Source organism: Verrucomicrobia bacterium S94 (genome assembly GCA_004299845.1).
Taxonomy (GTDB): domain Bacteria; phylum Verrucomicrobiota; class Kiritimatiellia; order Kiritimatiellales; family Pontiellaceae; genus Pontiella.
Window position 1 is genome coordinate 2,038,010 of sequence record CP036201.1, and the last position, 26,995, is coordinate 2,065,004.

Sequence of the window (26,995 nt, forward strand, 5' to 3'; positions counted from 1 at the left end):
CAAATGCCGCGCTTTCCGTTGAATCTGCCGGGACGGTATCATTAACACCCCCCCGAGGCTGAGCAAGGAGCTGTATTGTTTACCCGTAGCTGGAGGCACTTCGGGAGCCCGACCATCGGACCCCGGCGGTGTCCCCGCGATATGGGAAAGCGGAACGCCATTCGTCGACTGCAGATTATACGGTGTTGAATCCTGTACAATTTGCAGCGGGAGCACCTGTGCTTCCGCAGGTAAGGATGTCATAAAACAACCGGTTAAAAGTACAACCTGAAAAAATATGCGGATGCCCTTGCGCGAAACCGTTCCCGCCGGAGTCTTACCCGTCTTTTCCTCAGTGTATTGATGATGTCGCTTTTTCATGAGCATCCTCGGGAGGCTAAGTCAAAGAAATGGAATTACTGTTCCAGAGAAAGAATGCGGGATTCCAATGCATCCAGCCGGTCTTTGAGGGCCCTGTTTTCCGCCTTCAGAGTTTCGACCTTTGTATTGAGTTCTTTAATGGCGCCGATCGCAATCACTCCGACACGGCCGTATGAAAGACCCAGATATTCTTCCCCATCGTCCACAATTTCAGGGAAATAGGGTTGCACCTCCTGAGCAATAAAACCGAGCTGAAGTTCTCCATTCGGATTATCTTTAAAACGATACAGACGGGGCTGAAGCTGTACCGCCCGGTTCAGAACCGAATCCATATCCGTAATGTCCTGTTTCAAACGGGCATCACTGTTCCCTTTGAACCCGGACCCATCAGCATCAACCCAACCCTTTAAAGAGCCATTCAAATAAAAGAACAGATCCTCATCCAGACCGCCGGCATCGTCGGTATCAATTCGCAATGACCAGTCATCCGTACCGGAATTCGGTGTCGTACAGGACAAACGCAACACCTCAAGACCGCTGGAATTATAATCCACACGACGGCAAATACCCATTAAGCCATCTGCATTTTGAAATAAGGTATAAGTCCCATCCTCATAAGCCACCCAACGCGAATAGTTATCACCGACCCCCGGCTTGATCGTCAGGGCAGTATTGACGTAACGCTGGTTTATCCCGATACTCCCACTCAGCGTTAAGTCACTTTGCAGCTCGGAGTTACCCACCGCATTTGCTGCAATTTCGGAAGCGCCCACCGCATTCGCCGCGAGATCAGTGGCGGTCAGCGAATTATCCTGCACTTCTGAAGTGCCAACAGCTCCGGTCGCGATTTCAGACGCATAAACAGAGTTGGGAGCAAGGTCCTGATACGTAATGGATTCATTCTGAATATCAGAACTGTTGATGGTATTACTCAGAATATCGGCGGAAGAAACCGTGTTATCGGCAATATTTGCACCGCTGATGGAGTCCGGGGCAACGTGATGTGCCATAAAAGCGTACGGAACCGTGACCAGTTGGAGCCGCGGCAGAATATCCGCATCCGACCCGCCGGACCCGATTCCTTTAACACTGATGCCCATAAAACGCTCTGACGCATCGCTTCCCGTAAATACCGAGGAAAGGGCCGGCCGGAGTTCTCCGTTCACCTCGGTGCCTTCACCAAGCAATACACTGAAGTAGCCTTTATCCACCGTCACGGTCTGCTGTTCCGACCATTTAAGAATTCCGCCCGACTGCGCCGTCCAGATCCTGAAAATAATTTCGAAATTTTCCGGAGCACTGTTGCCGAGTACGGTTCCGTTGCCATCCACCACAAACCCCTGATAGGTCATGCGCTCCGGCGGCTCCTCTCCTGCGGAAACCCGGACAGGCAGGCCGAGTAGCACACTGGCCGCCAGCATTGAAAACAGGATGTTCGGCAGTTTCATATTGATCTGAGTTTTCATTGTTTTCTCCGTTTAAATAGTCATTTCAAAATTCACAGGATTAACGTTCCGACGTGAATCAAAGCGGATCGGTGATTTCTGCAATTTCAGAAACACGCCCCATACTGAACAGACCGCGTACTTCGAAAACCCGGCTGTCATTCGTCCCGCCGGCACGCGAAAGACCGATAACCCGGATAGTTTCCCGATACGATCCGGTTAACTGCTGATGGGCCTGTACCCGATCCGAAAAGTTGGTTCCCGGCGGGGCCACATTCAGCATGATTTCACGCTCAATCGTGTAGGACTCAGAACCTTGCCCCAGCTCCTGTTTAAAGCGGTTATCCAGATTGTCATGATCCGGATGATAGGTATGCAGAAAAGGATTCGAGCGGTGGTCATTAAACGCAGTGGTCACCTGAGCACTGATAGAACGGCCCCGCTCCAGTGTTCCGTCAAATTGCCAGCCCGGATTTTCCCCGCTCCAGGGAAGGTGGATGGCCGTGACACGGCGGACCTGATCATATTTGTCCGGATCCAGTACCGATTCTTCGCGGGTGATCACCGGCCGGGAAAAAGCATCCACTCCGAAATAGACCTGCTGCATCAGCAGCGCATTTCCCGATTCCGGGCTGTGCACAATCAGACGCAGAGGATAGGCCCGCGCGACCGGCTCGATATTGCGGTTAACGGAATCGACAATATAACGGCCTTCTTCCGAGATCCGGAGATCATTGGTCACCACCAGATCCGCATTGGTTACAATTAAAGGATCCGTCGATCCGGCCGCATAGGTTTTCAGGTATTGTCCCACTTCGGTAACCAACACCTGTCCGACCCATAAACCGGCATCCGAAGAAACGTCGGCCCGAACCGGAACATGGATGTCCAGCATCCCGCCCGAGTCAGAGAAATTCAGAATGCCCGCGAGCAAACTTCCCGGAGGCTCCGTAATCGCCGCCCGGTCTAGCCCCAGCACCACTTCAACTTCCGAACCCTCTTCATTCTTTGCAGCAAGTGTCCATTGGAAGCCGTTTCCGGCACCGGGAATCAGGATTTCAAATCCGGCCGTCAGTGTTTCCGGATCTGTAGGACCACGGACCAGCAGCTGAGGCAATCCGTCAACCGGCGGTTCCCCGTCAGGCGGATTCTCCGACGGAAGTAAATCCATCTGTACAATAACCGGCTGCCCGCTCATATTCCGTATACGTAAACTCAGCGTACTGCCGGAATCACGATAATTCAGCCCGTCTCTTCCTGACAAATCGACTTCAAAGGGACCGAAATATCGGTTGAACGCTCCCCCGGCAGACATCCAGAAAGCCTGTCCCCGGTTGAGCGCTTCATTTCGGTAAAGAAAAGGGTGGATCTTTTTCGGGTTGGCCGAATCCAGTTGAATTCCGCTGTAGGTATAAAACGTGTAATCCGCCGCCTGAAGTTCCGCCGAAGCATTAAAAAAATCTTCAATAACCGCCGGACTCATTTTGTCGGTCGGAAACCCGACGAGGTTCAGGCCGTCAACATTCCAGTTATAGACCGGAACCACGGGACGTCCCTTGATCGCCCAGGAATAATCGGTTCCCGTTTCCACCAGATAGGCTGTACCACCGGCCATCGTCTGCAGGCCCTCGAAAGGATCGCCGGCAATCCACTGCTTCCATCCCGTTGGAACCTGCGTATACTCAAAGGGATCCTCATAGAAATTTCCTGTCGACGGGGTATTCCAGCGCCAGATCTGAGTGATCGGACTGTTCACATCCTCCTCCAGCAACTCCGGAATGGATGCATGAGACGGATCAACATGTAAAAAAATCGCATTCCAGCCCTGCTTCAGCTCATAGGTTTCCGTAACCCACTGCGCCTGCACATTGAACAAAACGAATACAGAAAAACCGATCAGTGCTCCATGCAGCATTTTTGACTGATCATAAAAAAACCGGCCGCGGGCAGTTGCGAATGCAGTAAAGACACTAGTTTTTAAAAAATTCATCGCCACCATCCTTTGAGATTGGACTGCTGACCTTAAGCCTCATTTTTTATAATGCAATTTATAATAGTTTAAAATTCGATCAAAATTTACTCATTTTTAATAAGCCTATAATTTACTAATTTATTAAAAACCTCTTCAGCTAAATCTTTGGGTGACATTCGGTGAAGTAATGTCAAAAACACCTGAAACCATTGGTTTTCCTAGAGACAATGGCTGTTTTGTTTTCATGTACGACATTTGAATTAACGTTTTTAAGCCACTTTACGACGAATGAGGAGCGATCCCGGCCATCCACCGAACCAGTTCGGTTATTCGGGGCCCGATCTTTTCCAACAAGAAAAACATCTCTCTTAGCCCTGAAAAAGAAGGAGGACATGTAAAATCGCGTATAAGTGACCAACGGGCCGGAGCAAAGCGGAGTTATACTGCGATTTGACTTGTCCTGACGACGATTTAAAGAAACTCATGCTGTAACAGCAGGTGCTATTTGCCACGGATTCAGCGGAAGTCCAAAAAAATTGGCCCCGCCAGCGGGGAGCTGACGGGGCCAGGGGGTGGGGTGTTAACTAACCAGGGGAAGTTAGATCTTTCCTACGAGGTCGAGACCCGGAGTAAGGGTATCGCTACCCGGCTTCCAGTTTGCAGGACAAACCTGATCGCCGTGCTCGTGTACAAATTTTGCGGCTTCCAGCTTACGAAGTGCTTCTGCAGCACTGCGGCCGATGCCGAGATCGTGAATTTCTGCTGTTTTAAGCTTTCCGTCGGGATCAATGATAAAGGTTCCGCGAAGTGCCAGTCCTTCTTCTTCAATGTAAACACCGAACTGTTTGGATACTGCGCCTGTCGGGTCAGCACCCATCAGGTAGTTCACTTTGCCGATGGCTTTCGATTCATCATGCCATGCTTTATGAACAAAAGCGGTATCGGTGGAAACGGAGATGACTTCAGCACCGGCTTCCTGGAATTTAGGATAAAGTTCAGCCACTTCTTCCAGCTCGGTCGGACATACAAACGTGAAGTCTGCCGGATAGAACACCAACACTACCCATTTACCTTTAAAGTCTGACAGCCTGATGTCTTTAATTTCATCATCCTGAAACGCCGCCATTGCAAACTCAGGTACTTCCTGACCGATTTTAACCATGCTTAAATCTCCTTAATCCGTTCATTGTCTCTCAAACAACGGAGCAAACAGTACCATTTGCGTTCCGTTTGTAAATAGGAATATGGATACTTTTTTAATGTTTCCGCAAAACCCCTTATTTTATTGGCTGAAACCGCTGAAAAAACTTTATCAAACAAAGGATTTTCGGACAGAATTCATCATTTTCAGTGATTCATGTGCAAAAAATGCAGCATTACTCCCATGCGAATCGATACGCTCATACCCATTATACCTGACAGTTCGGACAAAATGTGGTCCCGCGCTGACCGACAACGATCTTCTTCAGTGTGTTTTTACACCGACGGCACGGCTTCCCCGATCGTCCATACGCCCTGACTTCGCCACGGTTTTCTCCGGAATCGCCGTCAACCTGCCGATAATTGGTCTTACCGGCGCCCAGCGAGGTACCGCGATTTCTAATTCCCTGCCGCAACACCGCCTTAACAGCTTTGAATAATTTTTCCCGCTCCAAATCAGAGAGCGAATCAGCCCGGCGTTCCGGATGAATCCGCGCATACCAGAGTGCCTCATCTGCATAGATATTTCCGAGCCCGGCCACCACCGACTGATCCAGCAACACCGACTTTACCGCACGCGCCCTCTTCCGAAGCTGATCTTCGAAATAGGCCAACGAAAAACGCCGGGTCAGGGCATCCGGCCCCAGCTCTCTAAGAATCACCTGCGGATCATCCACCAGTTTCCAGCGTCCGAACTTGCGGGTGTCCCGATAATATAGCGTTAACCCATCCGACAATCCGACCACAATACGGTCATAACTCCCCTGCTCCAAGGCAAACGAGCCCGCCATCCGCAAATGTACCATCAGGGTCTGTCCAGAACTGAGTGAAAACAGCATCCATTTCCCGACTCTGGAAATCTGCTCAATACGGCAGCCTTTCAGCAAACACTCAAACTCAGCGGGCGTAAAAGGCTCGATCGTTGGAGCCCAGTTCACCTGAACCGAACGAATAATTCTCCCTTCAACACCCCGTTCCCTCAACTGCGAGGCAATGGTTTCGACTTCAGGCAGCTCGGGCATTAATGATCTCCAATGACAGATTCAGCAGGTTTCAGATTCTGCCAGCATTCCGCGTCCCGTTTAATTGAAGGGCCGGACAACTTGAATACCAGGAAATGCAGACACAACATCCGCTTCCGAAGAAGCCTGAAACAGTAGTTTTATATTCGGTCCGGCGTCGATCGTGAGAAAAAGCTCAAGCCCTTCTCCGCGCAGACGCTGAACCCTGTGGATGATTTCGAGCGATTCCGGCTGCAGATAAATGAGCGGCGGCCAGGCAGACAGCATGGTGGCGTGCATCGAGAGCGCATTGTGCTCTGCGGTTTTTCCAAGCATTGGAAAATCCTGTTCCCGGATGGCGAGACGAATGGCTTCAAGATCGGCAGCCGCCTGCGCAGGCCATCTTTTATACAGCTCGGACGTTGCAACCGTCCGGTTCATGCCCTCACGGGAACCGACCGGCTTGTGAACATTGGACACTTCAAGTATACCGACCCGCAACTCCGGCCACTCAGCATCAATCCTCTCCGCATAGGAATCACTTCCGTCGTCATCGGTGCCGGCATACCACTGAACAAACCCGCTGTAGACCGAGCGCGCGGCACTGCCGCTGCCGAGCCGGGCGATCAATGACAGCATACGCCGCCCCAGCCCCCAGCCGGCCAGCTCATTCAGCGCCAGAACCAGCGCCGCAAACCCCGAAGCCGAGGATGCCAGCCCCGCAGCAGTTGGAATACTGTTCTGCGTCCGGACCTCAAAATGCATTCCAACCATGGGAAACAGCTTCAGAAAATCAACCGTTCGTTTATAGAAAGATGTTTCAGGCCCCATCGCCTCTCCATTGAGAAAAACCGCATCCTCAGCGGCCACGCAGATTTCGGTTTTAGTTCCGAGATCACCCAGCGAAACCGACAGACTGGACGTTACAGGCAGGTTAAGTTCGGGATTGCGTTTTCCCCAGTATTTAGAAAGCGCGATATTTGCCGGAGCAAAGGCCGCCCCCCTTTCCGACAGCCGCGTTTCAGTCCCCGCCAGAACGTTTTTGACAAATTGGGTTTGAATGTAGCTCATGAATTCCCTGTGATATTGTGGATTTACTAAAAGGAATACCGTTCTATATGAAGAAAAGCAACGTCACATTCATTGCCCTTACCCTTATTGCCATTCACGTCCTCGTCTTTATGTTCCTCATCGGCACCAAAGGCGGAGATTCCGAAACAGACTATCCGGAACGCGCCCCCCAACCAGTCACCGCGACCGAAGCAGACCCCGTGGCCATTCCCGAATTCAAGATCCCTGCAGTGGCCATTCCCGAAGCTCCAGCCATTGCCCCGATGCCGGAACCCGTAATCATGCCGGTTGAAGTGGTGAAAACGAACCCCGAAACACCGCTCGAAACCATTGCAACAACCGTAAATGCCCCCGGCTATCTCCGTTCCGACCGCCCGAACAAACGTACTAAACAGGTTTTTACAGAACTCAAAAACGATCCCTACCAAAGTGCCATCGTCGTAGATGCACGTACCGGAAAAATTCTTTACGAAAACCGTTCGGCCGTCTATTCCTATCCTGCCAGTGTCACAAAACTGATGACAATGCTCCTGACCCTGGAACAGATAGAAGCCGGTGTCATCAGCCTGAACGACCGCGTCAAAATCACTCCGGAAATTGCCGGCATCGGCGGATCAGGGGTTTACCTTGATGTGCGCGAATCCGGCGCATTCACCGTCGACCAGATGCTTGAATGCCTTATAATCCACTCCGCCAACGACGCTGCCGCCGCACTCGCCATCCATGTCGGAGGCTCCATGGAAGGTTTTGTGGATATGATGAATCAGAAAGCACGCGAGCTGGGCATGAATTCCACCAAATACCATTCACCGCACGGCCTGCCCCCCTCCGGCGGTAAACAACCGGACATCAGCACAGCCTACGATATTGCCATTTTGTCCCTGGCCTGCCTCCACCACCCGCGAACTCTCCATTACACCAGCACCAAACTCTCATGGCTGCCCACAAACAGTTTACGCAAAGAAAAGTTCATGCTCGCGAATCGGAATGCCCTGGTCGGAAAAAAGCCTTATCAAGGATGTGACGGCCTGAAAACCGGCTACCACTCCAAAGGCGGGTTCTCACTCGCCGCCACAGCAAAACGCGGAAAGAACCGGATTGTGGCAGTCATTCTCGGTTGCGAAAACCGGAATACACGTGATGTCGAAATCCGGAAACTCCTCGACAAAGGCTTCGCCGCACTGAAGTAGCGGTTCTCCACATCCAACCCTGCCACTTTATTCATACATTATAATGTATGGTTTAATTGAAATACCCTGTTTATTAGAATAAAATGAATTTCACACATTATAATGTATGAAATTTTCTCTCAAAAAGAACGCTCCCTACCTGAGCGATATTCCGTTTCACAGGCTCCGTTCAGATTCGGAACCCTACAGGTTCTCCTCTTTCAAAATCCGAATACCCAACCTTGCCCGACGGGTCATTTCCGACTCATCCCGTCAGTACATTTTTCTACTGATTATAAACTTCTCTTTCGCAGGAACTCACAAAACTTTCGGCAGTTGATTTCAGTTCCTCCCACTCTTTGCGGATTTTAGAGGATTCTTCAGGATCAATTTTTCCGTCGTTTTCAATACTTTCCGTCAGCACATCAAGCAACGCGGAAAATTCACGGACAATGCGACGGGTCATATGCAGGAGCGGAATTTTATCCACTTCCCCGGTCGGCACATTTTCTACAAAATAACCATCCGCCTTCCGGCAAAGCCACTCAATCGGACCGCGATCTCCGGTCAATTCATAAATGCGGACCAGCCGATCCAGCGGATTTCCCGTACCGCTGGCATCTTCAGAATCGGTCGGCTGGCACCATTTATAGATTAATGACGTAGAAAGTCCCAGATCCGAGGCCACAGACTTCACCCCCAAATCACTGACCGATTTTTTCAATATTTCATGTGATGATTCCATTTGATTCTCCTGACGGGCTCACACCATAGACGCAGGGAGTCCGACACTCTATTACAACTTCCACAGTTTTCTGTACCCACGCGGGATCTTCACCCACCAACGACACCCAAACCGCTCCTGATTTTATTTACAGCTTATTAAGATAAAAAGAGATAATCAAATTGTCCATCCGCAACCCATATATTCAAAAAACTTCCCGGACAGGCTTCTTCCACCGAAGCCAGCCATTCCGGTACGCCCCTTTTCTCGATCATTAAAAACTGCGTGCCGCCGATATAAATCGCCTTGCCGACGGGCTTGACCTCACGGGCCCCTGTGCGTATTGTGCGCTCTCTTTGACCAATATACAGAGAGCCGTACGTCCAACGCAGGTTGGAACAACGGCTTTTAGTTAGGTTCAGTTATTGGTATCGGGACAAGCCTGCCTGCAGATGAGTTGACCTGATTACCGATAATCCCTAACCGATAACCGGAGAAGGAAACCCGCGGTTTCCGGCTCCATTTATACAGGAGAAGAAGAATTTATGAACGTTTCAGTTAAAGACGACAGCGCCTGCCGGAAAATCATGACCATTGAGATTCCGGCCGATAAAATTGCCGAGGAGAAAGCCGAAACTCTGAAAGCTTATGTAAAATTCGCTAATATCCCCGGTTTCCGTAAAGGTAAAGCGCCCAAACACGTAGTTGCCAAAAAATACGCAGCCGACATCAACAAAGACCTGCAGGAACGTGTACTGCCTAAATACTATCACGAAGCACTTGCTGAAACCGAACTCAAAGTGGTGAACGTGGTCGATGCCACTGAACCGGAAATCACTGACGACGCACCGGTCACGTTCGACGTCACTGTTGATGTTGAACCGGAATTCACTCTTCCGAAATATACCGCCATTCCGGTAAAAGAAGAAAAAATCGAGGTCACCGACGAACAGGTACAGGCCCAGATCGATATGATTCTCAGCCAGCACGCCAACTATGAAGAAGTGGAGGATAAAGCCATCGAAGTCGGCGATATGGGCCAGCTGACCTATGAAGCCACCACCGACGGCCAGCCGCTGCAGGAAGCCGTCCCGGAAGCAAAAGGTATCGGTTCCGGCGAAGGCTACTGGGTATCCGCCGACGAATATTCCTTCATTCCCGGCATGGGCGAAGCGCTGGTCGGCCTGAATATCGGCGACAAAAAAGAAGTGGAAGTCACTTTCCCGGATGACTTCATGGTCAAAGAGCTGGCGGGAGTAAAAGCCCTCTACAACATCGAAGTCACTGCAGTACGTGTACGCACCGTACCCGAACTTAACGACGACATTCTTTCCAAACTTCAGGTCGATTCCGAGGAAACGCTGCGGTCCAGCATCCGCGAGCAGCTCGAAGCCCAGGCCGCTAACGCAGCGCTCAGTAAAAAACACGAACAGATCGTTGAGTACCTCATCAAGAAGACCAAACTTGAAGTTCCGGAAAGCGTCGTACAGCAGCAGACCCGCAATGTCATCAACGACATTGCCAACCGCCGTATGATGATGGGAGAAACGCAGGAAGCCATCATGGCCGACCTCGAAAACCTCCAGAAGGAAGCCGCCGACCAGGCGCTCGAGAACGTGAAACTGCGCTATATTGGCCTTGGAATTGCTAAAGAACAAGGGTTCGAGGCTTCTGAAGCGGAGATCGATGAAGAAATCGCAACGATCGCGATCCAGCAGCGTAAAGATGCTCAGACGCTGCGCAAGGAAATGGCGGAAAATGGGTCGATCGACAGCGTGGGCGAGCAGATCCGCTTTAATAAAGCCCTCGATTACATGGTCGAAAACGCGAAGATAAAATAAATTTCAGATTCGCCGATTCGAGAGGTGGATTATTGGATTGATGGGACAACCCGTTGGCCTGATAATCCTGCCATCTTTTTAAACCAAGAAAACGGAGCGATATTAATGAACGAAATGGCGAACTATCTTGTTCCAACCGTCATCGAACAGACCGGCCGCGGCGAGCGTGCTTTTGACATTTACTCCCGTCTGCTCAAGGAACGCATCATCTTTCTGGGAACAGGAATCGATGATAACGTGGCCAACCTGATCATTGCCCAGCTTCTTTTCCTGCAGAGTGAAGATCCGGAAAAAGACATCAGCGTATACATCAATTCCCCGGGTGGCGTGGTGACGGCCGGACTCGCGATTTACGACACGATGCAGTTTCTGAAGTGCGATATCACCACCTACTGCGTCGGACAGGCGGCCTCGATGGGTGCTGTCCTCCTTGCCGCCGGAGCACCGGGCAAACGGTTTGCCCTGCCCAATTCCCGCATCATGATCCACCAGCCGCTGGGCGGAGCCCAGGGCCAGGCCACGGACATCAACATCCAGGCCCAGGAAATCATGCGTATTAAACAGATTCTCAACGGTATTCTCTCGACCCATTCCGGTCGAAGCATCGAAGACCTCGAAAAAGATACCGACCGGGATAATTTTATGTCTGCCGAACAGGCCAAAGAATACGGTCTGATCGACGAAGTCGTCACAAAAGCAAAATAAAGAAACGGATGAACGGACTCCAGGATTGACTGGATACAGAGCAGATTCCCGACAGGTGTTGTAAAACCGTCAGCGTCTGCTCATCTATCCTTCCATCAGTCCCTACATCCAGAAGGATTCTCCCATGGCGGATAAACACAACACACCTGAATGCTCATTCTGCGGTAAAAATGAAAAAGAGGTTAAACGCCTGATCGCCGGACCGGGTGTATTTATCTGCGATGAATGTGTCGGATTATGTGATGCACTGCTGGGGCACCAGGCCGGAGAACACGATGAAGCACCCAATTCCTCTCAGGAGATCGGGGTACTCGCACCGCATGAAATTAAAGAAAAACTCGATGCCTACGTCATCGGCCAGGAACAAGCCAAAAAAGTGCTCTCCGTAGCCGTACACAATCACTATAAGCGCATGTTTGCAGAACTGGATGACGACGGCGTGGAGATCGACAAATCGAACGTGCTGCTCATCGGCCCCACCGGCAGCGGCAAAACGCTGCTTGCCAAAACGCTGGCACGCTCCCTGAATGTCCCTTATGCCATTACTGACGCAACGACCGTTACCGAAGCGGGCTATGTCGGTGAAGATGTTGAAAATATTCTGCTGCAGTTGCTGCAGGCGGCGGACTTTGATGTTGCGCGCGCTCAGAAAGGCATCATCTATATTGATGAAATCGACAAGATTGGCCGGCGCACCGATAATGTATCCCTCACCCGCGATGTCTCCGGCGAAGGCGTACAGCAGGCACTGCTAAAAATTATTGAAGGTACCGTCGCCCGCGTCCCCCCGAAAGGCGGACGCAAGCATCCACAGCAGGAATATCTCGAAATCGACACCTCCAACATTCTGTTTATCTGCGGCGGGGCATTTGTCGGCATTGAGGACATCATCAAAAAACGAGTCGACAAAAAGAGCATCGGATTCGGCCAGGCCAGCAAAACCGAGGAGGAACTTTCTCCGAATTTTGTAAGCATGAATGTTGAATCCGAAGATCTGCTGAGTTTCGGGCTGATTCCCGAATTTATCGGCCGGCTTCCTGTAGTTACCCGTCTGCAGGAACTGAGTGAAGATGATCTTGTCCACATCCTTACCGAACCGAAAAACGCAATGATCAAGCAGTACCAAAAGCTGCTCGCCATGGACGATGTTAAACTCGAGTTTGAAGAGGAAGCACTGCGCGCCCTTGCCCGCATGGCTATCAAGCGAAAAACCGGAGCTCGTGGTCTGCGCGCTATTATTGAGCACCTTATGCTCGACGTTATGTACGAAGTACCGATGCGCGACGATGTCACCCACTGTATCATTACGCGCGACATGGTTGAGCATGGTCTCCATCCGCTCGAAGGACTTAAACTGGTCGAAACCGAAAAAAAATCGGCTTAAGGTTTACGACATACTGACACTGTGAAAACGCCTTCTGCACTGCAAAGGCGTTTTTTTGTACCAGACCGCTCCGATCACTTTGCTTAACGCTGATCCGAGATTTTAAGCTCAAGAACCGGAGCCTGCTCAGTATCGCCTGCACTGAACCAGAAATCGTTGCCGCCGACATCCATCATCAGCAGAAATGCATTCCTGCCAGCAGTAAGCAACGAAACATCCAGATCCATTACCAGATCTTTTCCTTTTCCGACACCGCCGCTGAAATGAGCAATCGGAACACGCTTCCCCCCTCCCTGTTGATCGGGATCGACGCGATAAAGCCGCAGGTCGCCACGACCGCCGTATTCTTTCTGCCAGGCGGTCACATGCAGACGAAGAGCAGCTTCCAGAAGAGTTCCTTTCACCTCACCGATATCAAAAATTAAAAATCCTTCCGCATTCCGCTCAGGATCAACCACCATAAATTTATTACGGGTGAAATTCAGCGTCTGCACCAGCGACGGCCCGATACGCACCTCACGAAACGGAAGCGAAGCGTCCTGTTCGATAGACGTATCCGCAAAATGTCCGGCCCGGACAATACGCTTTCCGGGTCGATCGAGCGAATTAAACTGTACCTTTCCGCTGATCACCGACAGGCGCGTCCCCTCCTCCCCGGCCACAACTTCAAAAGAAGTTCCCAGCACAACCACCTCGGCATCGCGCGTAACCACGCGCATCGGCCGCCCCTCCTTCTGACGGGCAACCTGTGCCGACAGATGTCCGCGATCCAGCCGGATGCGCTTTGCCCCCTCAACATCCAGCACATGAACCAGCGAATTACCCCCCAGGCGGATACCCGTCTGCTCTTCCAGATACCGGAACGACAACTGACAGCCCGGCGGGATGATGATACGGTCACCCGTTCGTATTGCCGATGCGGAATTCAGTTTTCGGACATCACCATTGTTAACCACCGAAATCGCTTCACCTTCCACCGCAAAATAATCCGTGATCTTTGCAATTACCGGGGCCGTCGGCCGTGAAGCCATCATTTCAGAAATCGTTGCCGATTTGGAAAATAAAAGCACCCCCAGCGTGGCACAAACCGCCGAGATGGCTGCGATGGCCTGAATGTTCCTCCGGCGGCTCCGGCGGGATGTTATATGAATAATCTGCCGGCCTTCTGCATGATGCATATGATGCAACAGCCATTCATCGCGCCCGACCCGAACAAACTCCGCACGCGCCTCCTCATCCACCGACAACAGATCCTGCAGTTCCTGAAGCTCGGTTCGGCTCAGCTTCCGCAGATAGTATTCCGATATCAGATCAGTTTTAGCATATGTATGACTCATCATATCTCCGACTGCGACAACCGGAACTCCACACATTTGCGCAGCCCCAGCTTCATACGCTTAAGCATCCCGTAAATTCCCTGAACCGAACGCCCGATTGTTTTCGAAATCTGGGAGCAGTCGAGTTCTTCAACATAGCGCATCTGCATTATACGCTTCTGTTTTTCCGGCAGTTTTTCCACACAGTTTTTAAGCGCAATCTGGCGCTCGGAAATCTCCTCGTTTTCGTACGAGGTATAAAGCGGCATAAAATCTTCAAGGAGTTCGAAACTGATATTGGCGGCTTCCCGACCTTTGGTTCGGTAAAACCGCTGGATCTGATTCCGTGCAATGCCCATGAACCAGGGTAGAGCCGGACGTTCCGTATCATAAGTGGAGGCTTTCTTGGCCACAACAATGGCGATTTCCTGAAGAATATCCTCGGTGGCATGATAATCGCGCGTTGCGGAAAAAATATACCCGCGCAACCGGCCCTGGTCCGCATAGAACCGGCGTAGCAGTATTTCAATTAAAACAGCTTCCGTCATAACGCTCCCTGTTAGATGCTTATGGCCACTTATTCACCATTAATTCACATAAAAGCGAACAATTAGTCACGGAAAAGCCTGAATTACCGCATCGCCTTTCCAACCCTCAACCTCCCCGCCCATGTGCCGCCGATCATTCCAGCCCGTCACACAGCCTCGCTCGTTTTCTCCCATGATGCACAGGGACTCTCGATTCATACACAATCTGCGGATCTCCGGTCTTCACCTCATGCCCTAGAGCCTCGATCAGCTCCTTGCGGCCGTTCACCTGCAACGGCGAAACCCGGCATCCCTAAAACCAGAAGAACAGCGTAATTTTTCATACATTCACGTTAGCAAAAGGTTGAATCCGGAACCACTCGCATCTATTTTTCTGCCATGAAAAACATGATTAATCCGGCGGCACTCAAAACCGCGGCCGCAGAGCTGAAAGCCATGCGCTCGAAATCCCGGGTCAAATGCGGCATCATTCTCGGCTCCGGCTGGGGCAAAGCCGTCGAGGATTTTGACGGCATCGAAATTCCCTACGACCGCATTCCCGGCCTCGGTAATACCGGTGTGGCAGGGCATGCCGGTAAACTACTCTGCACCGACGTGAACGGTATGGAGGTTTTTATTTTCCAGGGTCGCCGTCACTGGTATGAAGGCGAAGGCTGGACGCCGGTCATTCTTCCCGTTTATCTACTGAAAGCAATGGGTGCCGACACGGTTTTGCTGACCAATGCCTCCGGCGGCATTCGCAAAGACCTTGCCCCCGGCACACTCGTCGCCCTTTCCGACCACATCAACCAGATCGGCTCCAATCCGCTTATCGGGCCGCATCTTCCGGAGCTTGGAACCCGCTTTCCCGACCAGAGCGAAATTTACCGCAAACCGTTGCGCGAAAAACTGCTCAAAGCAGGTGCCGATGCCGAAGGCGTCTATATTGCCACCTCCGGCCCCTCATTCGAAACCCCTGCCGAAATTCGGCAATACCAATCCATGGGCGCGGACCTCGTTGGAATGTCCACCGTACCGGAAGCAACAGTTGCCAATGCCATCGGTCTGCAGGTAGCCGGTCTCTCCTGTGTCTGCAACTGGGCTGCCGGAATTGCACAGCATCCCCTCACCCACGAAGACGTCAACAATACCGCCCACGACACCATGCCCCGCATGAAATCCACCATTGCCAGATTTATCAAGGATCTCACCTGTGCCCCCTGAAGAGCTGATTCACCATGCGTTCCAGGCCCTGGAACATGCACATGCACCCTATTCCGGCTATGCCGTCGGCGCAGCATTGCTGTGCGAAGATGGAACCGTTTATTCCGGATGTAACGTGGAAAACGCCTCATACGGACTGACTAACTGCGCCGAACGCTCCGCGTTTTTTTCCGCCGTTTCCAACGGCCGGAAAACCTTCCGAGCCCTCGCTATTGCAGCGTCCAGAGCTCCGACGCCCTATCCGTGCGGGGCCTGCCGGCAGGTCCTCGCTGAATTCTGCGATCCCGGTTTTGAGGTCTATATCGCCGACGGCGACAGCTTCAGCACCATAACCCTCGGCGAACTGCTGCCCCATTCATTCGATTTTGGAGAATCCCATGCCTAAAACCCTGTATCTTGTCCGCCACGCCAAATCAAGCTGGGTCAACCCGAGCTACAGCGATTTCGACCGCCCGCTCAATGACCGCGGGCGACGGGATGCCCTGGAAATGGCCCGCAGACTGAAAGATAAAGGAATGCTCCCCGAAATCATCATCTCCAGCCCTGCCCGTCGCGCCATAGAAACACTGGATCAGCTTCTGCCAGAACTCTGCGTGGACAAAAAACAGGTGTTTATGCAGAAACGCCTCTATGAAGCCTCCAGCGAAACGCTGATCGAAATTATTCAGGCTCTGGATCATTCCATCCGGTCAGCCCTGGTTCTCGGCCACAATCCATCCATAACCCGGGCCGCGGAAAAACTGAGCGGCGAACCGGTTGGCCATCTGCCGACCAGTTCTGTTGCGGCCATTAAACTGGATTCCGACGACTGGAACCTGGCCGGCATCTGTGCCGCCGATCTGCTTTTTCTCGATTACCCGAAAACACAGACCTGAAACGACATCCTTTTGCCCAAACTTTTCAACAGATAAAGATTGCGTCGACGGAGGGGGATGTGTAGGTTCCTCGCCTTGATTTTTCACCAAATGAATTGAGGTTTGCCATGAGAATTAGAAGAGCAATGCGTAAAAAGCCGTTGCGCCGTCCGGTCAAAAAACCGCGTTTGAAGCGTTACCGCATCAAACAGCAGAAATCCCGTCTGGCGGGTGCCGGCTATACGGAAGAACAGCTGGTACACATGAACACCAAGGAGATTCGCGCAGCAATTCGCGAAACCGGTGCTTAAGCAGTACGCTGACTGAGTTTGAGAAAACGCTCCTGACCGGAGCGTTTTTTCTGTGTCAGGGGCATTGCAAGGAGATTGGTATGAAAAATATTGTGCTTGTAGGATTCATGGGCAGTGGAAAAACCTCGGTAGGCAAACTGATTGCTGAACAGACCGGTATGCCCCTGCTCGACATGGATTCCATCATCGAGGAACGTGCCGGTAAGTCCATCAATGAAATCTTTGCGGACGAAGGTGAAGCCCACTTCCGCAAACTGGAGCGGGAGCTGGTACAGGAGCTGGCTCAGACTGAAGGTAATATCATTTCCACCGGCGGAGGTATTGTCCTGAACCCGGACAACATTGCCGATTTTGAAAAATCCGGCCTGGTGGTCTGTCTACTGGTCGATGCGGAGTCCGTGCTCGACCGTGTCCGTAACGACGATACCCGCCCTCTCCTCGCCGGCGACAAGGAAAAAGCGATTGTTGAACTGCTGGAATCACGCAAACCGCTTTACGAAGCTGTGACCCATAAAATTAATACCAGCGGACGGCCGTTTCCGCCCGTGCAGACTGCGGCAGAAGTTATTGCTCTCTACAACACATTCAATTCTTGATATTCAAGGGACGAATACTGAAACTGTGGTGTATCTTAATCTGAACCACTCGGGGTACGTTAAATGAGCGAAGAGAAAAAAGAACAACAGGATTTTCTAAGCGGTCACGAAGCGCTGCTGAACAGTATCAACAGCAAAAAAGAGACGCCTCAGGAAGAAACTGAACCGGAAACTGAAAACTCTGAAAATCCGGCAAGCGAAGCCGCTGCGCAGAAACCGGCTGACGAACCGACCCGAACAGAGCCCGACTCAGAAGAAACTGAAAACAGCACGGCTGCTGCGGAAGAAGAAAAGTCGGAGCCGGAAGCGGAAGTTGTAGAACAGAAGGTTGTTCCTGAAGTTCCGCCGGTCGTGACAGAAGTCCCGGCAAAACCGGCCCCCAAAAAGAAAAAACCGGCCAATCATGAACAGGCCGTGAAACAGCGGCACGAAGCCGTGGAAAAAGCAGAAGTTAAAGAGGTTCTCAAGTTTTATCAGAAATACCTCAAACCGGCAGCGGCCGCGATCATTGTGATCTGCGTTGTCGTGATCGCTGTCAGCCTGGTGCGCAACAATCGCATCAAAAAAGTAGCGGCCGCCGATTCGGCACTCATGTCGGCCCGGACGGCCGCCGATTATCAGGCCATTCTCGAACAGTATGGCAACACCCCATCCGCTCCGATGGCACTGATGGGCCTGGCGCAAAGTAAATTCAATGATGCTCAACCGGCCGCTGCCGCCGAACTCTACGCCGATTTCGTTAAAAAATATCCGAAACATGAAATGACGGTTCAGGCGGAGTACAATGCCATTTCCTGCCTGGAAGCAGAGCGAAAATACGACGAAGCGGCGGCAGCATTTGCTGCATTTCAAAAGACCCACGAAAAATCACACCTCGCCCCGGTTGCACTGCTGGATCAGGGCCGTTGTCTCGAAGCAATGGAAAAATATACCGAAGCCAGACAGGTTTACGAAGATGTCCTGGCCTTCTATCCGGACAGCGGCTGGGCACAGCTGGCTCAGGACAATATCAGCATTATCGACAGCAAGTTGAAATAAACAGCGTCTTCAACAGCTGAAAAAAAGACAGGCAGGTGCTCATGGACCTGCCTGCTTTGTTTTCTGCTCCGATCCTGCTCTTTATTGTTCCTCGAATTCCTCATCTTCAAGCAGCAGCTCACGGGCACTGATGAGCGGTCCCGGGAACATTTCAAGAAATTCAGCATCATCCTCTTCATAGAGCTCAATCATCGAATCATAAGCGGCACGACCGTAGCGAAGGATCTGCCCGAGTTCCTGACTCTGCACATCCTGCAGTACAAAACAGAATTCCTCATCGGTCGAATCTTCTACATTCAGCAGCAAACGATGCGTTTTAGGATTAGCCTTTTCAGGATTCCGGGTAAAAATACTGTATTTCACATATTCCACTACGCGCTGATTCAATCCCTTTTCCAGCATGAAAATAAGCTCTACAAGTTCTACCCGCGTCAGTACCAGCCGCACATTGGGCGCCTCCTGCCCTTCCGGCATCTGTTCATACATGCGCTCCAGCGACTCCTCAAACTCGTCAAGGATTTCCTCCCGGCCCATTTCCTCGGTTTCGGGTACCCAGTGAATCAGCATCCCGAGCTTCGGATCATTATACATGAGCGGTTTATCCACCCTGAAATTCAGATCACAGCCTTTGCACTGAATACGGTTGAGCATATTCTGCATCAACGCATCCTTCAATTCCGGATCTGTCTTCACGTTAACAACATCATAAAGACGCACATCCTGCTTCGTCCCGCAGGAAGGACAGGTGATATTTACAGTTCTGCTGATACTCATAAAAAATTCCCTCTATCGCCGTTCAGGCGTTCATCATCCATAATAGCGTGATACTGATGCTCCAGGTCATCGATCTCCCGTTGCCAGAACAGTTCACTGCCCCAGTCCGGAAAGTTGGCCCGGAATTTAAAATCGTCAATCTGCGTACTGCACCACGACAGAAAATAGATAATACGCATTGCCCGCAGGATTTCAATCAGCCGCAACTGCCGGTCATCGAAATCCATAAACTGCTCATAGCCCTCCAGAATCAGATTGATTTCACCCCGCGTCTGGTTGGCGTGGCCGGGCAGCAGCAACCAGATATCCTGTACCGCCGGCCCCATCACCATATCATCAAAATCAATCACCATCAGCCCCTCGCCCGGCCGCTCCAGGATATTGGCACGATGACAGTCCCCGTGAATCCGCTGCAGCTCAACCCCCTCAAACTCGCGCAATGCTATCTCAACAATGCGTGATGTAACCTCCCTGAAACGACCGGTCTGATGCGATGACATAAAACCGCCTTCCAGCAGCATTTCAATTTCCGGAAGCGTTGTGGTTTCCGGATGCATCTGCAGTCGATGTTCAGCGGCACGCCCCCAGCCCGCCTGATGAATCCGTCCCACAAGCCGACCAAGCCGTAACCAGCCCTCATTATCGCAAAGATCCATTTCCCGGCCTGATTTTTTCGGGAAAACGGCATACAGAATCTTATCATACAAACCGATGGTTCCGCCATGCGCCAGCTCCAGCGGAGCCACCACCGGAATCTCCTCGGCCGCGCAATCGCGGACAAAATCGTGCTCATCCTGCAGAGCCGCACGCTCCCAGCGTCCCGGACGGTAGAACTTGGCAATAAGCTTCTCTCCGCCGACCGTTTCCAGTTCATAGACCCGATTGATATAACTTGGCAACGGCGCTGTAAGACCGGTTAACCGGCAATCCATGCCCGTTTCCACCGCATCGAGAATGCGATCAGGAGTCAGGTCGTCAAATGCACTCATACATCCAGAATCCGGAAGAGATGTTCTGCATCGTCAAATGAATCCACAACGATATCCGGTTGCTCTGCTTCAAGCATTTCGCGGGAGAACTGCCCGTTGCAAACCGCAACGGAGGTCATCCCGTTGACGCGCGCAGCCTCAATATCCGAGGGGGTATCCCCCAGCAGAAACGAACCCTCCGGATGACCCGCGCGTTCGAGAGCCAATGCCGCCATACGGTTACGGTCGCTGTCGTCGTCACCGAATCCGCCGATATCGGAAAAATAGCGTTCAAGTCCACCGTGCTTCAGTTTCAGATAGGCGGTCGTGCGGGTATTCCCCGAAACAAGACCGAGTTTCCACTGACCGCTAACGCGTTCAAGAAAACGGCCGACACCCGGAAAAACGATCGGCGGCCGCTCTTTCATGTTTTCATCGAGATAAAACGCCATGCGCTCAAAAAAAAGCGCCGTTTTCTCCTCCGACAACACCTGACCGTTTTCGCTGGCCAACCGCGCCAGTACACCGAGATCGGTGGCCCCTGAAAAATTAATATGATCTACCGATATCGATACGCCGAACGCATCAAAAAAGGCTGCCCCGAAAGCGGGGCGGCCGGAACCCTTTGCATAGAGCAGCGTGCCGTCGATATCGCAGAATATAAATCGGTCCTGCACCGCAGTCACCTGTCCTTAATCCACCAGATCGATCAGCTCGTTGATGGCGTCGGCTTCGGACTTGTTTTCCTTCGGCTTACGTTCAGCTTTCGGCTTGCAGTTATTGGTATTGTTGTCACCGCTATTGTTTTTCTTCTGGCGGCGGCGCTGCAGGCGGTTTCCACGTGAACGATTACCGTTTCCACCTTCGGCTCGGTCGTTTCCACCATCATCTCCACCGGTATCGAAAACTTTGCGGAAGGTGCTCACCCGCATCTTCTTCACCTGACTGCCAACCAGCTTTTCTGCAGCAACATTCCCGGAGATCAGTACAGCACCGGCCCCTTCGGACCGAACAGTTTTCGCAAGATATTTAGCATGATCATCCATTGAAGCACTGTACAACACTGTGATTTCTTCAAATTTTTTCCCGGCCGGGGCTTTGTTAAGCGGTGTGCCGGAGAGCACAGCAATGACACCCAGTTTTTCGCGCTGGGCAAAGCGTGCCAGGCGGCGAAGCATCTGCAGCTGATTACGCGGGGGAATCTTGCCCTTCTGGCCAATGGCCTCGTTGAGAGATACGACGTCGACAACCAGCACCGTACGGGCCGGTTTGAACAGGCTGAATAAACCCATATTTATTTCCTTTATATTGTCTTTTCATTTTTCCATGCACATGCATCGTCGTTCCGGCTGTAAGCGTCTGGTTGAGATTTACAGCGGTGGCGATGTGCTGCCGTGCGGTTAAAGTTCCGGAAAGTACCCCAACCCATAAGGCGGCGCAAGCCCCGATTTTCCGAGGTCCCGGAGCGGAATCCGGCTGTTGGCCGGAAATTCCATGTCCGTTTTTACGCCTGCGTCAGTTAAAAGGCGAAGAATAAGGAGTTTTACAATACGGTTCCAGAAGGAATGACCGTATTCTTAGGAATAACCATGATTCCGTCACGAATCCAGTACAGATCAGTCCGCTCATTCTCGGGTTTCCCTTCAGGAGAAAGAATGACATTGTCGCCGATGCGGACATTTTTATCGATAATCGCATTTTTCACCCGGCAGTTTTTTCCAATTCCGATGGGAATACCGGAAGGATCATCCACCTGCCCGTGCTCGTAATAATCAGCGCCCATCAGGATCGAATCTTCAACAATCGAACCTTCCCCCACCAGAGCCCGCAGACCGACCACACAATGGTCCACCCGCTCACCGGAAATAATGCATCCATCGGACAGCAAACACCGGCTGAGGTTGCACTGATTGATCTTCGAAGGCGGCAGATACCGCATCCGGGTGTAGATCACCTTGCTCATATCATAAAACGAAAACTGCGGCAGCGGATCGGTCAGCGCCAAGTTGGCAGCCCAGAACGAACGAATAGTTCCGATATCCTCCCAGTAATCTTCGAAAATATAGCTGTATACCTTAAAATTTTCAATGGCACCGGGAATAATGTGTTTCCCGAAATCCGACTCATCACAATTGCAGAGCAGCTCCCGCATCACATTCATATTGAAAACATAGATCCCCATACTGGCCAAATAGGTATCATCATCACGCGGCGCTCTCAACGCCTCCAGCAGCTCTGCATCATCCGGTTTCTCAGCAAACTGAACAATCCGGCCATCTTCTTCGGTTTTCATGATACCCAGCGATCCCGCCTCATCACGCGAAACCGGCTTGGTGCTGATCGTCAAATCAGCTCCTTTGTCAATATGCTCATTAATCATTTCCTCCAGGTCCATGCGATAGAGCTGATCCCCCGAAAGAATAACCACAATATCCGGAGCCTCATCGCGGAAATAACGCATGGAACGCCGTACCGCATCGGCCGTACCCTGAAACCATCCGGCGGAATCCGGTGTCTGCTCCGCCGCCAGAATACGGACATGCCCGCCGCTGAACTGATCAAAGCGATACGTGTTTCCGATATGCTGATGCAACGAAACACTGTTAAACTGGGTAAGCAGAAAAATATTCCGTATGCCGCTGTTAATACAGTTGCTGATCGGAATATCGACCAACCGGTATTTCCCCGCAATCGGAACGGCCGGCTTCGCCCGTTCCGCCGTCAGCGGCTGGAGGCGGGTACCAGCTCCCCCGCCCAGAATAAGTCCCACAACGTTCATTCACCATCCCCTTGGGTTAATTACCGAGGCATAAATCAAGCATAGGAGAAGTGAGTATTTTTGCGAAACAAAAGAAAATAAAAATAATCGCTTGCCTCGCTCAGGCCTCTTCTGTAAAACATGCGCTCCTTTCACGGGAAAGACCTCATCAAACGGTTCGTGAAATGAAAATTTTTGGTCCGGTAGCTCAGTCGGTAGAGCATTTGACTTTTAATCAAAGGGTCCTGGGTTCGAGCCCCAGCCGGATCACCATATTAAACCCCGTTATCAGCAATGATAGCGGGGTTTTTGTTGATAGACTCCAGGCTCGCCCATGCTTGGGCACGGAAAATTGCGGAATGTATCAAACGCACTCCGCACTTTTCGAAAAAAGCTTAAGTCCGTCAACATAGCGATCCGTAATACGAGCCCCGGTCGGACCTTAAACTTTGTAAATGATCTGCTCTACCGGACTTTTTACAGTGCCAATCACTTTGCAGGCATGGTCCCTTCAATCCGGTACTTTATTTGAAATTGTGTTATACCAAACGTTAAAACTATCCGGTATAAATTTGATCTCTCGCAGAGCAACTGTGTCATAACTCAACCTTTATTTCTGCTTTTCTAAGTTCGGACTGCATGTGGATGAGCATTTTCCTCATCCCTGCGACCATTGCACATTTATAGGGTTTCCCGCGCGATTGGAGTCCATCGGTATAGGCTTTGATTACAGGATTATACATCGCTGCAGTTCCGGTCCCCATATACAGCGCTTTTCTGACCTTCGCACGCCCGCCTTTGATTTTTCGTTTTCCTTTAAATCTGCCGCTGTCTCTGTTGTAGGGGGCAACGCCGGCGAGAGCAACGAGTTCATTTCTGCTGAGCATCGTGATTTCACCGAGGAAGGCCATGATCATCCATGCGCTAACTTCGCCAACACCTTTGATGGCAGTGAGACAGGATAAACAGGCCGACAGACTCTCATCGGATTTGATCAGTTCCCGGATGCGCTTCTCAATGGCTGTAATTTCTTTTTTCAGGACATTGAGCATGCGTTTGATAGAGGCATGGATGAAGTCCGGGGAGTTCCGGATCCGGTTCTTTTCCCGTGCACCCTGTTCTTTAAGGTGATCGCGCCTGTCGAGCAGGGCGATCAATTCCCTGCGCCGACTCGATACCGGAGCTGCAGGACGTAATTCCTTACTTTTTGCGAACTTGAGGATTACATCCGCATCGATCGGATCGGTCTTGGCCTGTATGCCTTCACTGGCCGCAAATGCCCTTATCCGGGCTGGATTGGCCCTGCAGATCGGTATATCTGCTGCATGCATGCTCTCCAGCAACAGGCGTTCGTATCCGCCCGTTGCCTCACAAACAACAAAAGGCAGCTGAGCAGCTCTGGCTGCTTTAATTAAACGGGCAATGCCTTTTTTAGTGTTCGGGACATCAAAAGATCGTTCATCCGTCTGGATTTCCAGCGATTCTTTGCTAACGTCAACCGCAATCAGGGTTAATTCATGTTTCATGGTTTTTCTCCGTCTTGTAGAGGTGAGCTCAAAAGGCTCTGTCAACTGTTTGAGATAAAACCGGAGCAGCTTCGGAGGATCCCTGCTCTGCGATGAACGCTGCCTCCGGCAGGTTCTGGGCGCTGAATGATCTCTTCCGAAACCCCGCCGAGCTTTTCGTCAAAAGCTCGGCGGTTCCCTGGTGCTCCTCAGCTTACTTAACTGAGGAGCTTTTTTCCTCCCCTTTCTCCGACGAGTAATGGTTCCCATTCTCGAAAGGGGAAAAAGCTCAAATGATGTTGGGATAAACCTACAAGGCGCTGAGGACGCAGAGAAATTCAGTCATAAAGGGCTCCGCGCGCTCTGCGTCGCTGCGCGGAATAACGCTGTCGTTAAGACCGGAATGTTGTAGTAAATGGTATTAATTGCGCATTATGACAGCCAATAGAACGGTATATTCGCCCGCTCTTATTTGCGGGATAAAATCATCTCTGTTCGCAGAAATCGCATTTCGGCGCACTTTATCATAGACGTCAGAACTTTCACTCCGGCGGACTTCACATGAAAAAATTACAGCCTGAGCGGTGCTGTATCGATACAGCCTCACCCGGTCTTAGCGCACCGGGACTAAGACCGGCATACATCTCATCGGCAAAGGCGACTATTCAGATTCAGCTTTAGGAGTTCGCCCCATGAGATCAATAACCGCTTCACGGGGATCTTTCCCTTTGTGGACAACAGCATTCACCTGATCGGTAATCGGAACCGGCACACCTTTTTCTGCAGCCAGCTTGGCAGCGGCCTGGCAGTTCCACACACCTTCGGCCACCATTTTCATCGAGGCCATAATATCCTCTAACGTTTCTCCTTTTCCGAGCCGCTCGCCCACCCCGCGATTGCGCGAATGCCGGCTCATACAGGTCACCATCAGATCACCGATACCACTAAGCCCGATAAACGTTTCCGGTTTCGCACCAAGCGCTGTACCAAGGCGGGTAATTTCAGCAATACCGCGGGTCATCAGCGCCGCTTTGGTGTTATCGCCGAAACCCAGCCCGTCAGAAATCCCGGCCGCTACAGCCACCACGTTTTTCAGTGCACCGCCGAGTTCCACACCGATAACATCGTCAAGCGTGTAAACACGGAAGGTGTCATTGACAAACAGCTTCTGAATCCGCTCGGCCACGGCATGATCTTTAGCGGCAATCGCCACCGCACACGGGACACCACGTGCAACCTCTTCGGCATGGCTCGGCCCGGAAAGCACCGCCACATCGCGCCCGAGAATTTTTTCAGCCACTTCACTCATACGCTCATAGGTTTCTTCATCGAGCCCCTTGGTGGCACTCACGATGAGGGCGCTTTCAGGCAGATAGGGTTTGAATGCCTTAACCGTGTCCTTGTAATAGCGCGACGGAACAACAATCACCACCAATTCAGCTTCTTCCACCGCATTTTCATAACTGGAAGTCCAGCGGATGGAATTCGGCAGCTTGACGCCCGGAAGATAGTTAACGTTCTCTTTGAAAATGCGCATTTCATCCACATAACTTTCGAAGGGTCCCCAGACGGTGACCTCGTGTCCGTTGCGATCCAATACCATGGCCAGAGCCGTGCCCCAGCCTCCGTCTCCGATTACGGTTGCTTTCATGCGGATTTCTCCTTTTTCTTTCCAAAACGATTTTCAGTTCCATTGATCAGTCGTTTAATATTGGCACGATGTAGCCATATAACCAGAACTGCCAGAGTGCTTAATGTAACACATATGATCCGACTGTCTTTAAAAAACCAGACACTGATACCGACAGCCAGAGCCGCCAGAATCGAAGCCAACGATACAATACGAGAAAGAAGCAGGCTGATCAACCAGACCAGAAAACCGATCCCGACCGATGCGGGAGCCACACCGAGCAGCATTCCCGCACTGGTGGCAACCCCTTTCCCGCCCTTGAATTTAAGGTAAACCGGAAAACTGTGCCCCAGAATCGCCACCGTGCCGAACAGAACACCATAATCCGCATCAAGATAACCAATCATCGGAAAAACAAAAGAAGGAATGAATCCCTTAAGCGCATCAAGCAGAAAAGTGAATGTTCCCCATCCCCTTCCAACCACTCGAAAGACATTCGTGGCACCGATATTTCCGCTGCCCTTTTCACGGATGTCCACCCCCTGCGATTTCGCCACCAGCAGTCCGAAAGGGATCGCGCCGAAAAAATAGGCTGTTATGGTCAGTATTGCTATGGTCATTT

At 51.4% G+C, this 26,995-nt stretch carries 26 protein-coding genes and 1 tRNA gene; 11 read left to right on the forward strand and 16 right to left on the reverse strand.

Features of this window, described 5'->3' with window-relative positions:
• Nucleotides 1–395: 395 nt before the first annotated feature.
• From EGM51_08595 to mvaD, 5 genes are all read right to left on the reverse strand, one after another.
• Entirely contained in the window at nt 396–1,826 is a 1,431-nt protein-coding gene (locus EGM51_08595; protein QBG47446.1) for a hypothetical protein, read from the reverse strand.
• 58 nt (nt 1,827–1,884) lie between these two features.
• Nucleotides 1,885–3,795 (reverse strand): hypothetical protein, encoded by a 1,911-nt coding sequence (locus EGM51_08600; GenBank protein QBG47447.1) that lies wholly within the window; start codon nt 3,793–3,795, stop codon nt 1,885–1,887.
• A gap of 580 nt (nt 3,796–4,375) precedes the next feature.
• The gene (locus tag EGM51_08605) at nt 4,376–4,939 is read right to left on the reverse strand and encodes a redoxin domain-containing protein (GenBank protein QBG47448.1); all 564 of its coding nucleotides are present in this window, start codon (nt 4,937–4,939) and stop codon (nt 4,376–4,378) included.
• Between the two features lie 247 nt (nt 4,940–5,186).
• Entirely contained in the window at nt 5,187–5,999 is an 813-nt protein-coding gene (mutM, locus tag EGM51_08610) for a bifunctional DNA-formamidopyrimidine glycosylase/DNA-(apurinic or apyrimidinic site) lyase (GenBank protein ID QBG47449.1), read from the reverse strand.
• A gap of 60 nt (nt 6,000–6,059) precedes the next feature.
• Complete coding sequence (gene mvaD / locus EGM51_08615) at nt 6,060–7,049, reverse strand: diphosphomevalonate decarboxylase (protein ID QBG47450.1); 990 nt, start codon at nt 7,047–7,049, stop codon at nt 6,060–6,062.
• Between the two features lie 47 nt (nt 7,050–7,096).
• On the opposite strand from mvaD, the gene EGM51_08620 reads away from it, so the two are divergent.
• Nucleotides 7,097–8,239, forward strand: a complete 1,143-nt coding sequence (locus EGM51_08620; protein ID QBG47451.1) for a hypothetical protein — start codon at nt 7,097–7,099, stop codon at nt 8,237–8,239.
• A gap of 265 nt (nt 8,240–8,504) precedes the next feature.
• On the opposite strand, the gene EGM51_08625 is transcribed toward EGM51_08620, so the two are convergent.
• Complete coding sequence (locus tag EGM51_08625; protein QBG47452.1) at nt 8,505–8,963, reverse strand: hypothetical protein; 459 nt, start codon at nt 8,961–8,963, stop codon at nt 8,505–8,507.
• 524 nt (nt 8,964–9,487) lie between these two features.
• Between EGM51_08625 and tig the strand changes: the two genes are divergently transcribed.
• The 3 genes from tig (at nt 9,488) to clpX (ending at nt 12,872) form a co-directional block, all read left to right on the forward strand.
• Nucleotides 9,488–10,783 (forward strand): trigger factor, encoded by a 1,296-nt coding sequence (gene tig, locus EGM51_08630; GenBank protein ID QBG47453.1) that lies wholly within the window; start codon nt 9,488–9,490, stop codon nt 10,781–10,783.
• Nucleotides 10,784–10,888: 105 nt separating this feature from the next.
• Nucleotides 10,889–11,488, forward strand: coding sequence for an ATP-dependent Clp endopeptidase proteolytic subunit ClpP (gene clpP / locus EGM51_08635; GenBank protein QBG47454.1), 600 nt, complete (start codon nt 10,889–10,891; stop codon nt 11,486–11,488).
• Between the two features lie 124 nt (nt 11,489–11,612).
• Nucleotides 11,613–12,872, forward strand: a complete 1,260-nt coding sequence (gene clpX / locus EGM51_08640; protein QBG47455.1) for an ATP-dependent Clp protease ATP-binding subunit ClpX — start codon at nt 11,613–11,615, stop codon at nt 12,870–12,872.
• Nucleotides 12,873–12,955: 83 nt separating this feature from the next.
• On the opposite strand, the gene EGM51_08645 is transcribed toward clpX, so the two are convergent.
• A complete protein-coding gene (locus EGM51_08645; protein QBG47456.1) occupies nt 12,956–14,245 on the reverse strand; it encodes a hypothetical protein in 1,290 nt (429 codons plus the stop codon).
• The gene (locus EGM51_08650) at nt 14,209–14,736 is read right to left on the reverse strand and encodes a sigma-70 family RNA polymerase sigma factor (GenBank protein QBG47457.1); all 528 of its coding nucleotides are present in this window, start codon (nt 14,734–14,736) and stop codon (nt 14,209–14,211) included. The genes EGM51_08645 and EGM51_08650 overlap by 37 nt, the downstream gene beginning before the upstream one ends.
• Before the next feature lie 378 nt (nt 14,737–15,114).
• Between EGM51_08650 and EGM51_08655 the strand changes: the two genes are divergently transcribed.
• The 6 genes from EGM51_08655 (at nt 15,115) to EGM51_08680 (ending at nt 18,738) form a co-directional block, all read left to right on the forward strand.
• A complete protein-coding gene (locus EGM51_08655) occupies nt 15,115–15,939 on the forward strand; it encodes a purine-nucleoside phosphorylase (protein QBG47458.1) in 825 nt (274 codons plus the stop codon).
• Nucleotides 15,929–16,324: a cytidine deaminase gene (locus EGM51_08660; protein ID QBG47459.1), complete on the forward strand. Its 396-nt coding sequence runs from the start codon at nt 15,929–15,931 to the stop codon at nt 16,322–16,324. Before EGM51_08655 ends, EGM51_08660 begins: the two co-directional genes overlap by 11 nt.
• A complete protein-coding gene (locus EGM51_08665; protein ID QBG47460.1) occupies nt 16,317–16,814 on the forward strand; it encodes a histidine phosphatase family protein in 498 nt (165 codons plus the stop codon). The genes EGM51_08660 and EGM51_08665 overlap by 8 nt, the downstream gene beginning before the upstream one ends.
• Nucleotides 16,815–16,921: 107 nt before the next feature.
• Nucleotides 16,922–17,104, forward strand: a complete 183-nt coding sequence (locus EGM51_08670; protein QBG47461.1) for a hypothetical protein — start codon at nt 16,922–16,924, stop codon at nt 17,102–17,104.
• An 80-nt stretch (nt 17,105–17,184) separates the two neighbouring features.
• A complete protein-coding gene (locus EGM51_08675; GenBank protein QBG47462.1) occupies nt 17,185–17,700 on the forward strand; it encodes a shikimate kinase in 516 nt (171 codons plus the stop codon).
• 63 nt (nt 17,701–17,763) lie between these two features.
• On the forward strand, nt 17,764–18,738 hold the full coding sequence (locus EGM51_08680; GenBank protein QBG47463.1) for a tetratricopeptide repeat protein: 975 nt from the start codon (nt 17,764–17,766) through the stop codon (nt 18,736–18,738).
• A gap of 81 nt (nt 18,739–18,819) precedes the next feature.
• Here EGM51_08680 and EGM51_08685 read toward each other — a convergent pair whose 3' ends face one another.
• From EGM51_08685 to EGM51_08705, 5 genes are all read right to left on the reverse strand, one after another.
• Nucleotides 18,820–19,512 (reverse strand): hypothetical protein, encoded by a 693-nt coding sequence (locus EGM51_08685; protein ID QBG47464.1) that lies wholly within the window; start codon nt 19,510–19,512, stop codon nt 18,820–18,822.
• Nucleotides 19,509–20,501: a serine/threonine protein kinase gene (locus tag EGM51_08690; protein QBG47465.1), complete on the reverse strand. Its 993-nt coding sequence runs from the start codon at nt 20,499–20,501 to the stop codon at nt 19,509–19,511. Before EGM51_08690 ends, EGM51_08685 begins: the two co-directional genes overlap by 4 nt.
• On the reverse strand, nt 20,498–21,166 hold the full coding sequence (locus EGM51_08695) for an HAD family hydrolase (GenBank protein QBG47466.1): 669 nt from the start codon (nt 21,164–21,166) through the stop codon (nt 20,498–20,500). Before EGM51_08695 ends, EGM51_08690 begins: the two co-directional genes overlap by 4 nt.
• A 6-nt stretch (nt 21,167–21,172) precedes the next feature.
• Nucleotides 21,173–21,772 (reverse strand): hypothetical protein, encoded by a 600-nt coding sequence (locus EGM51_08700; protein QBG47467.1) that lies wholly within the window; start codon nt 21,770–21,772, stop codon nt 21,173–21,175.
• 251 nt (nt 21,773–22,023) lie between these two features.
• Nucleotides 22,024–23,259 carry a glucose-1-phosphate adenylyltransferase gene (locus EGM51_08705; protein QBG47468.1) on the reverse strand — a complete coding sequence of 412 codons (1,236 nt, stop codon included), beginning with the start codon at nt 23,257–23,259 and terminating at the stop codon, nt 22,024–22,026.
• A gap of 176 nt (nt 23,260–23,435) precedes the next feature.
• Between EGM51_08705 and EGM51_08710 the strand changes: the two genes are divergently transcribed.
• Nucleotides 23,436–23,511: transfer RNA gene (locus EGM51_08710), tRNA-Lys, on the forward strand.
• A 323-nt stretch (nt 23,512–23,834) separates the two neighbouring features.
• Here EGM51_08710 and EGM51_08715 read toward each other — a convergent pair.
• The 3 genes from EGM51_08715 to plsY form a co-directional block, all read right to left on the reverse strand.
• Nucleotides 23,835–24,764, reverse strand: coding sequence for an IS110 family transposase (locus tag EGM51_08715; GenBank protein QBG47469.1), 930 nt, complete (start codon nt 24,762–24,764; stop codon nt 23,835–23,837).
• A gap of 640 nt (nt 24,765–25,404) precedes the next feature.
• On the reverse strand, nt 25,405–26,394 hold the full coding sequence (locus EGM51_08720; protein ID QBG47470.1) for an NAD(P)-dependent glycerol-3-phosphate dehydrogenase: 990 nt from the start codon (nt 26,392–26,394) through the stop codon (nt 25,405–25,407).
• Nucleotides 26,391–26,993, reverse strand: coding sequence for a glycerol-3-phosphate 1-O-acyltransferase (gene plsY / locus EGM51_08725; GenBank protein ID QBG47471.1), 603 nt, complete (start codon nt 26,991–26,993; stop codon nt 26,391–26,393). The genes EGM51_08720 and plsY overlap by 4 nt, the downstream gene beginning before the upstream one ends.
• Between the last annotated feature and the right edge of the window lie 2 nt (nt 26,994–26,995).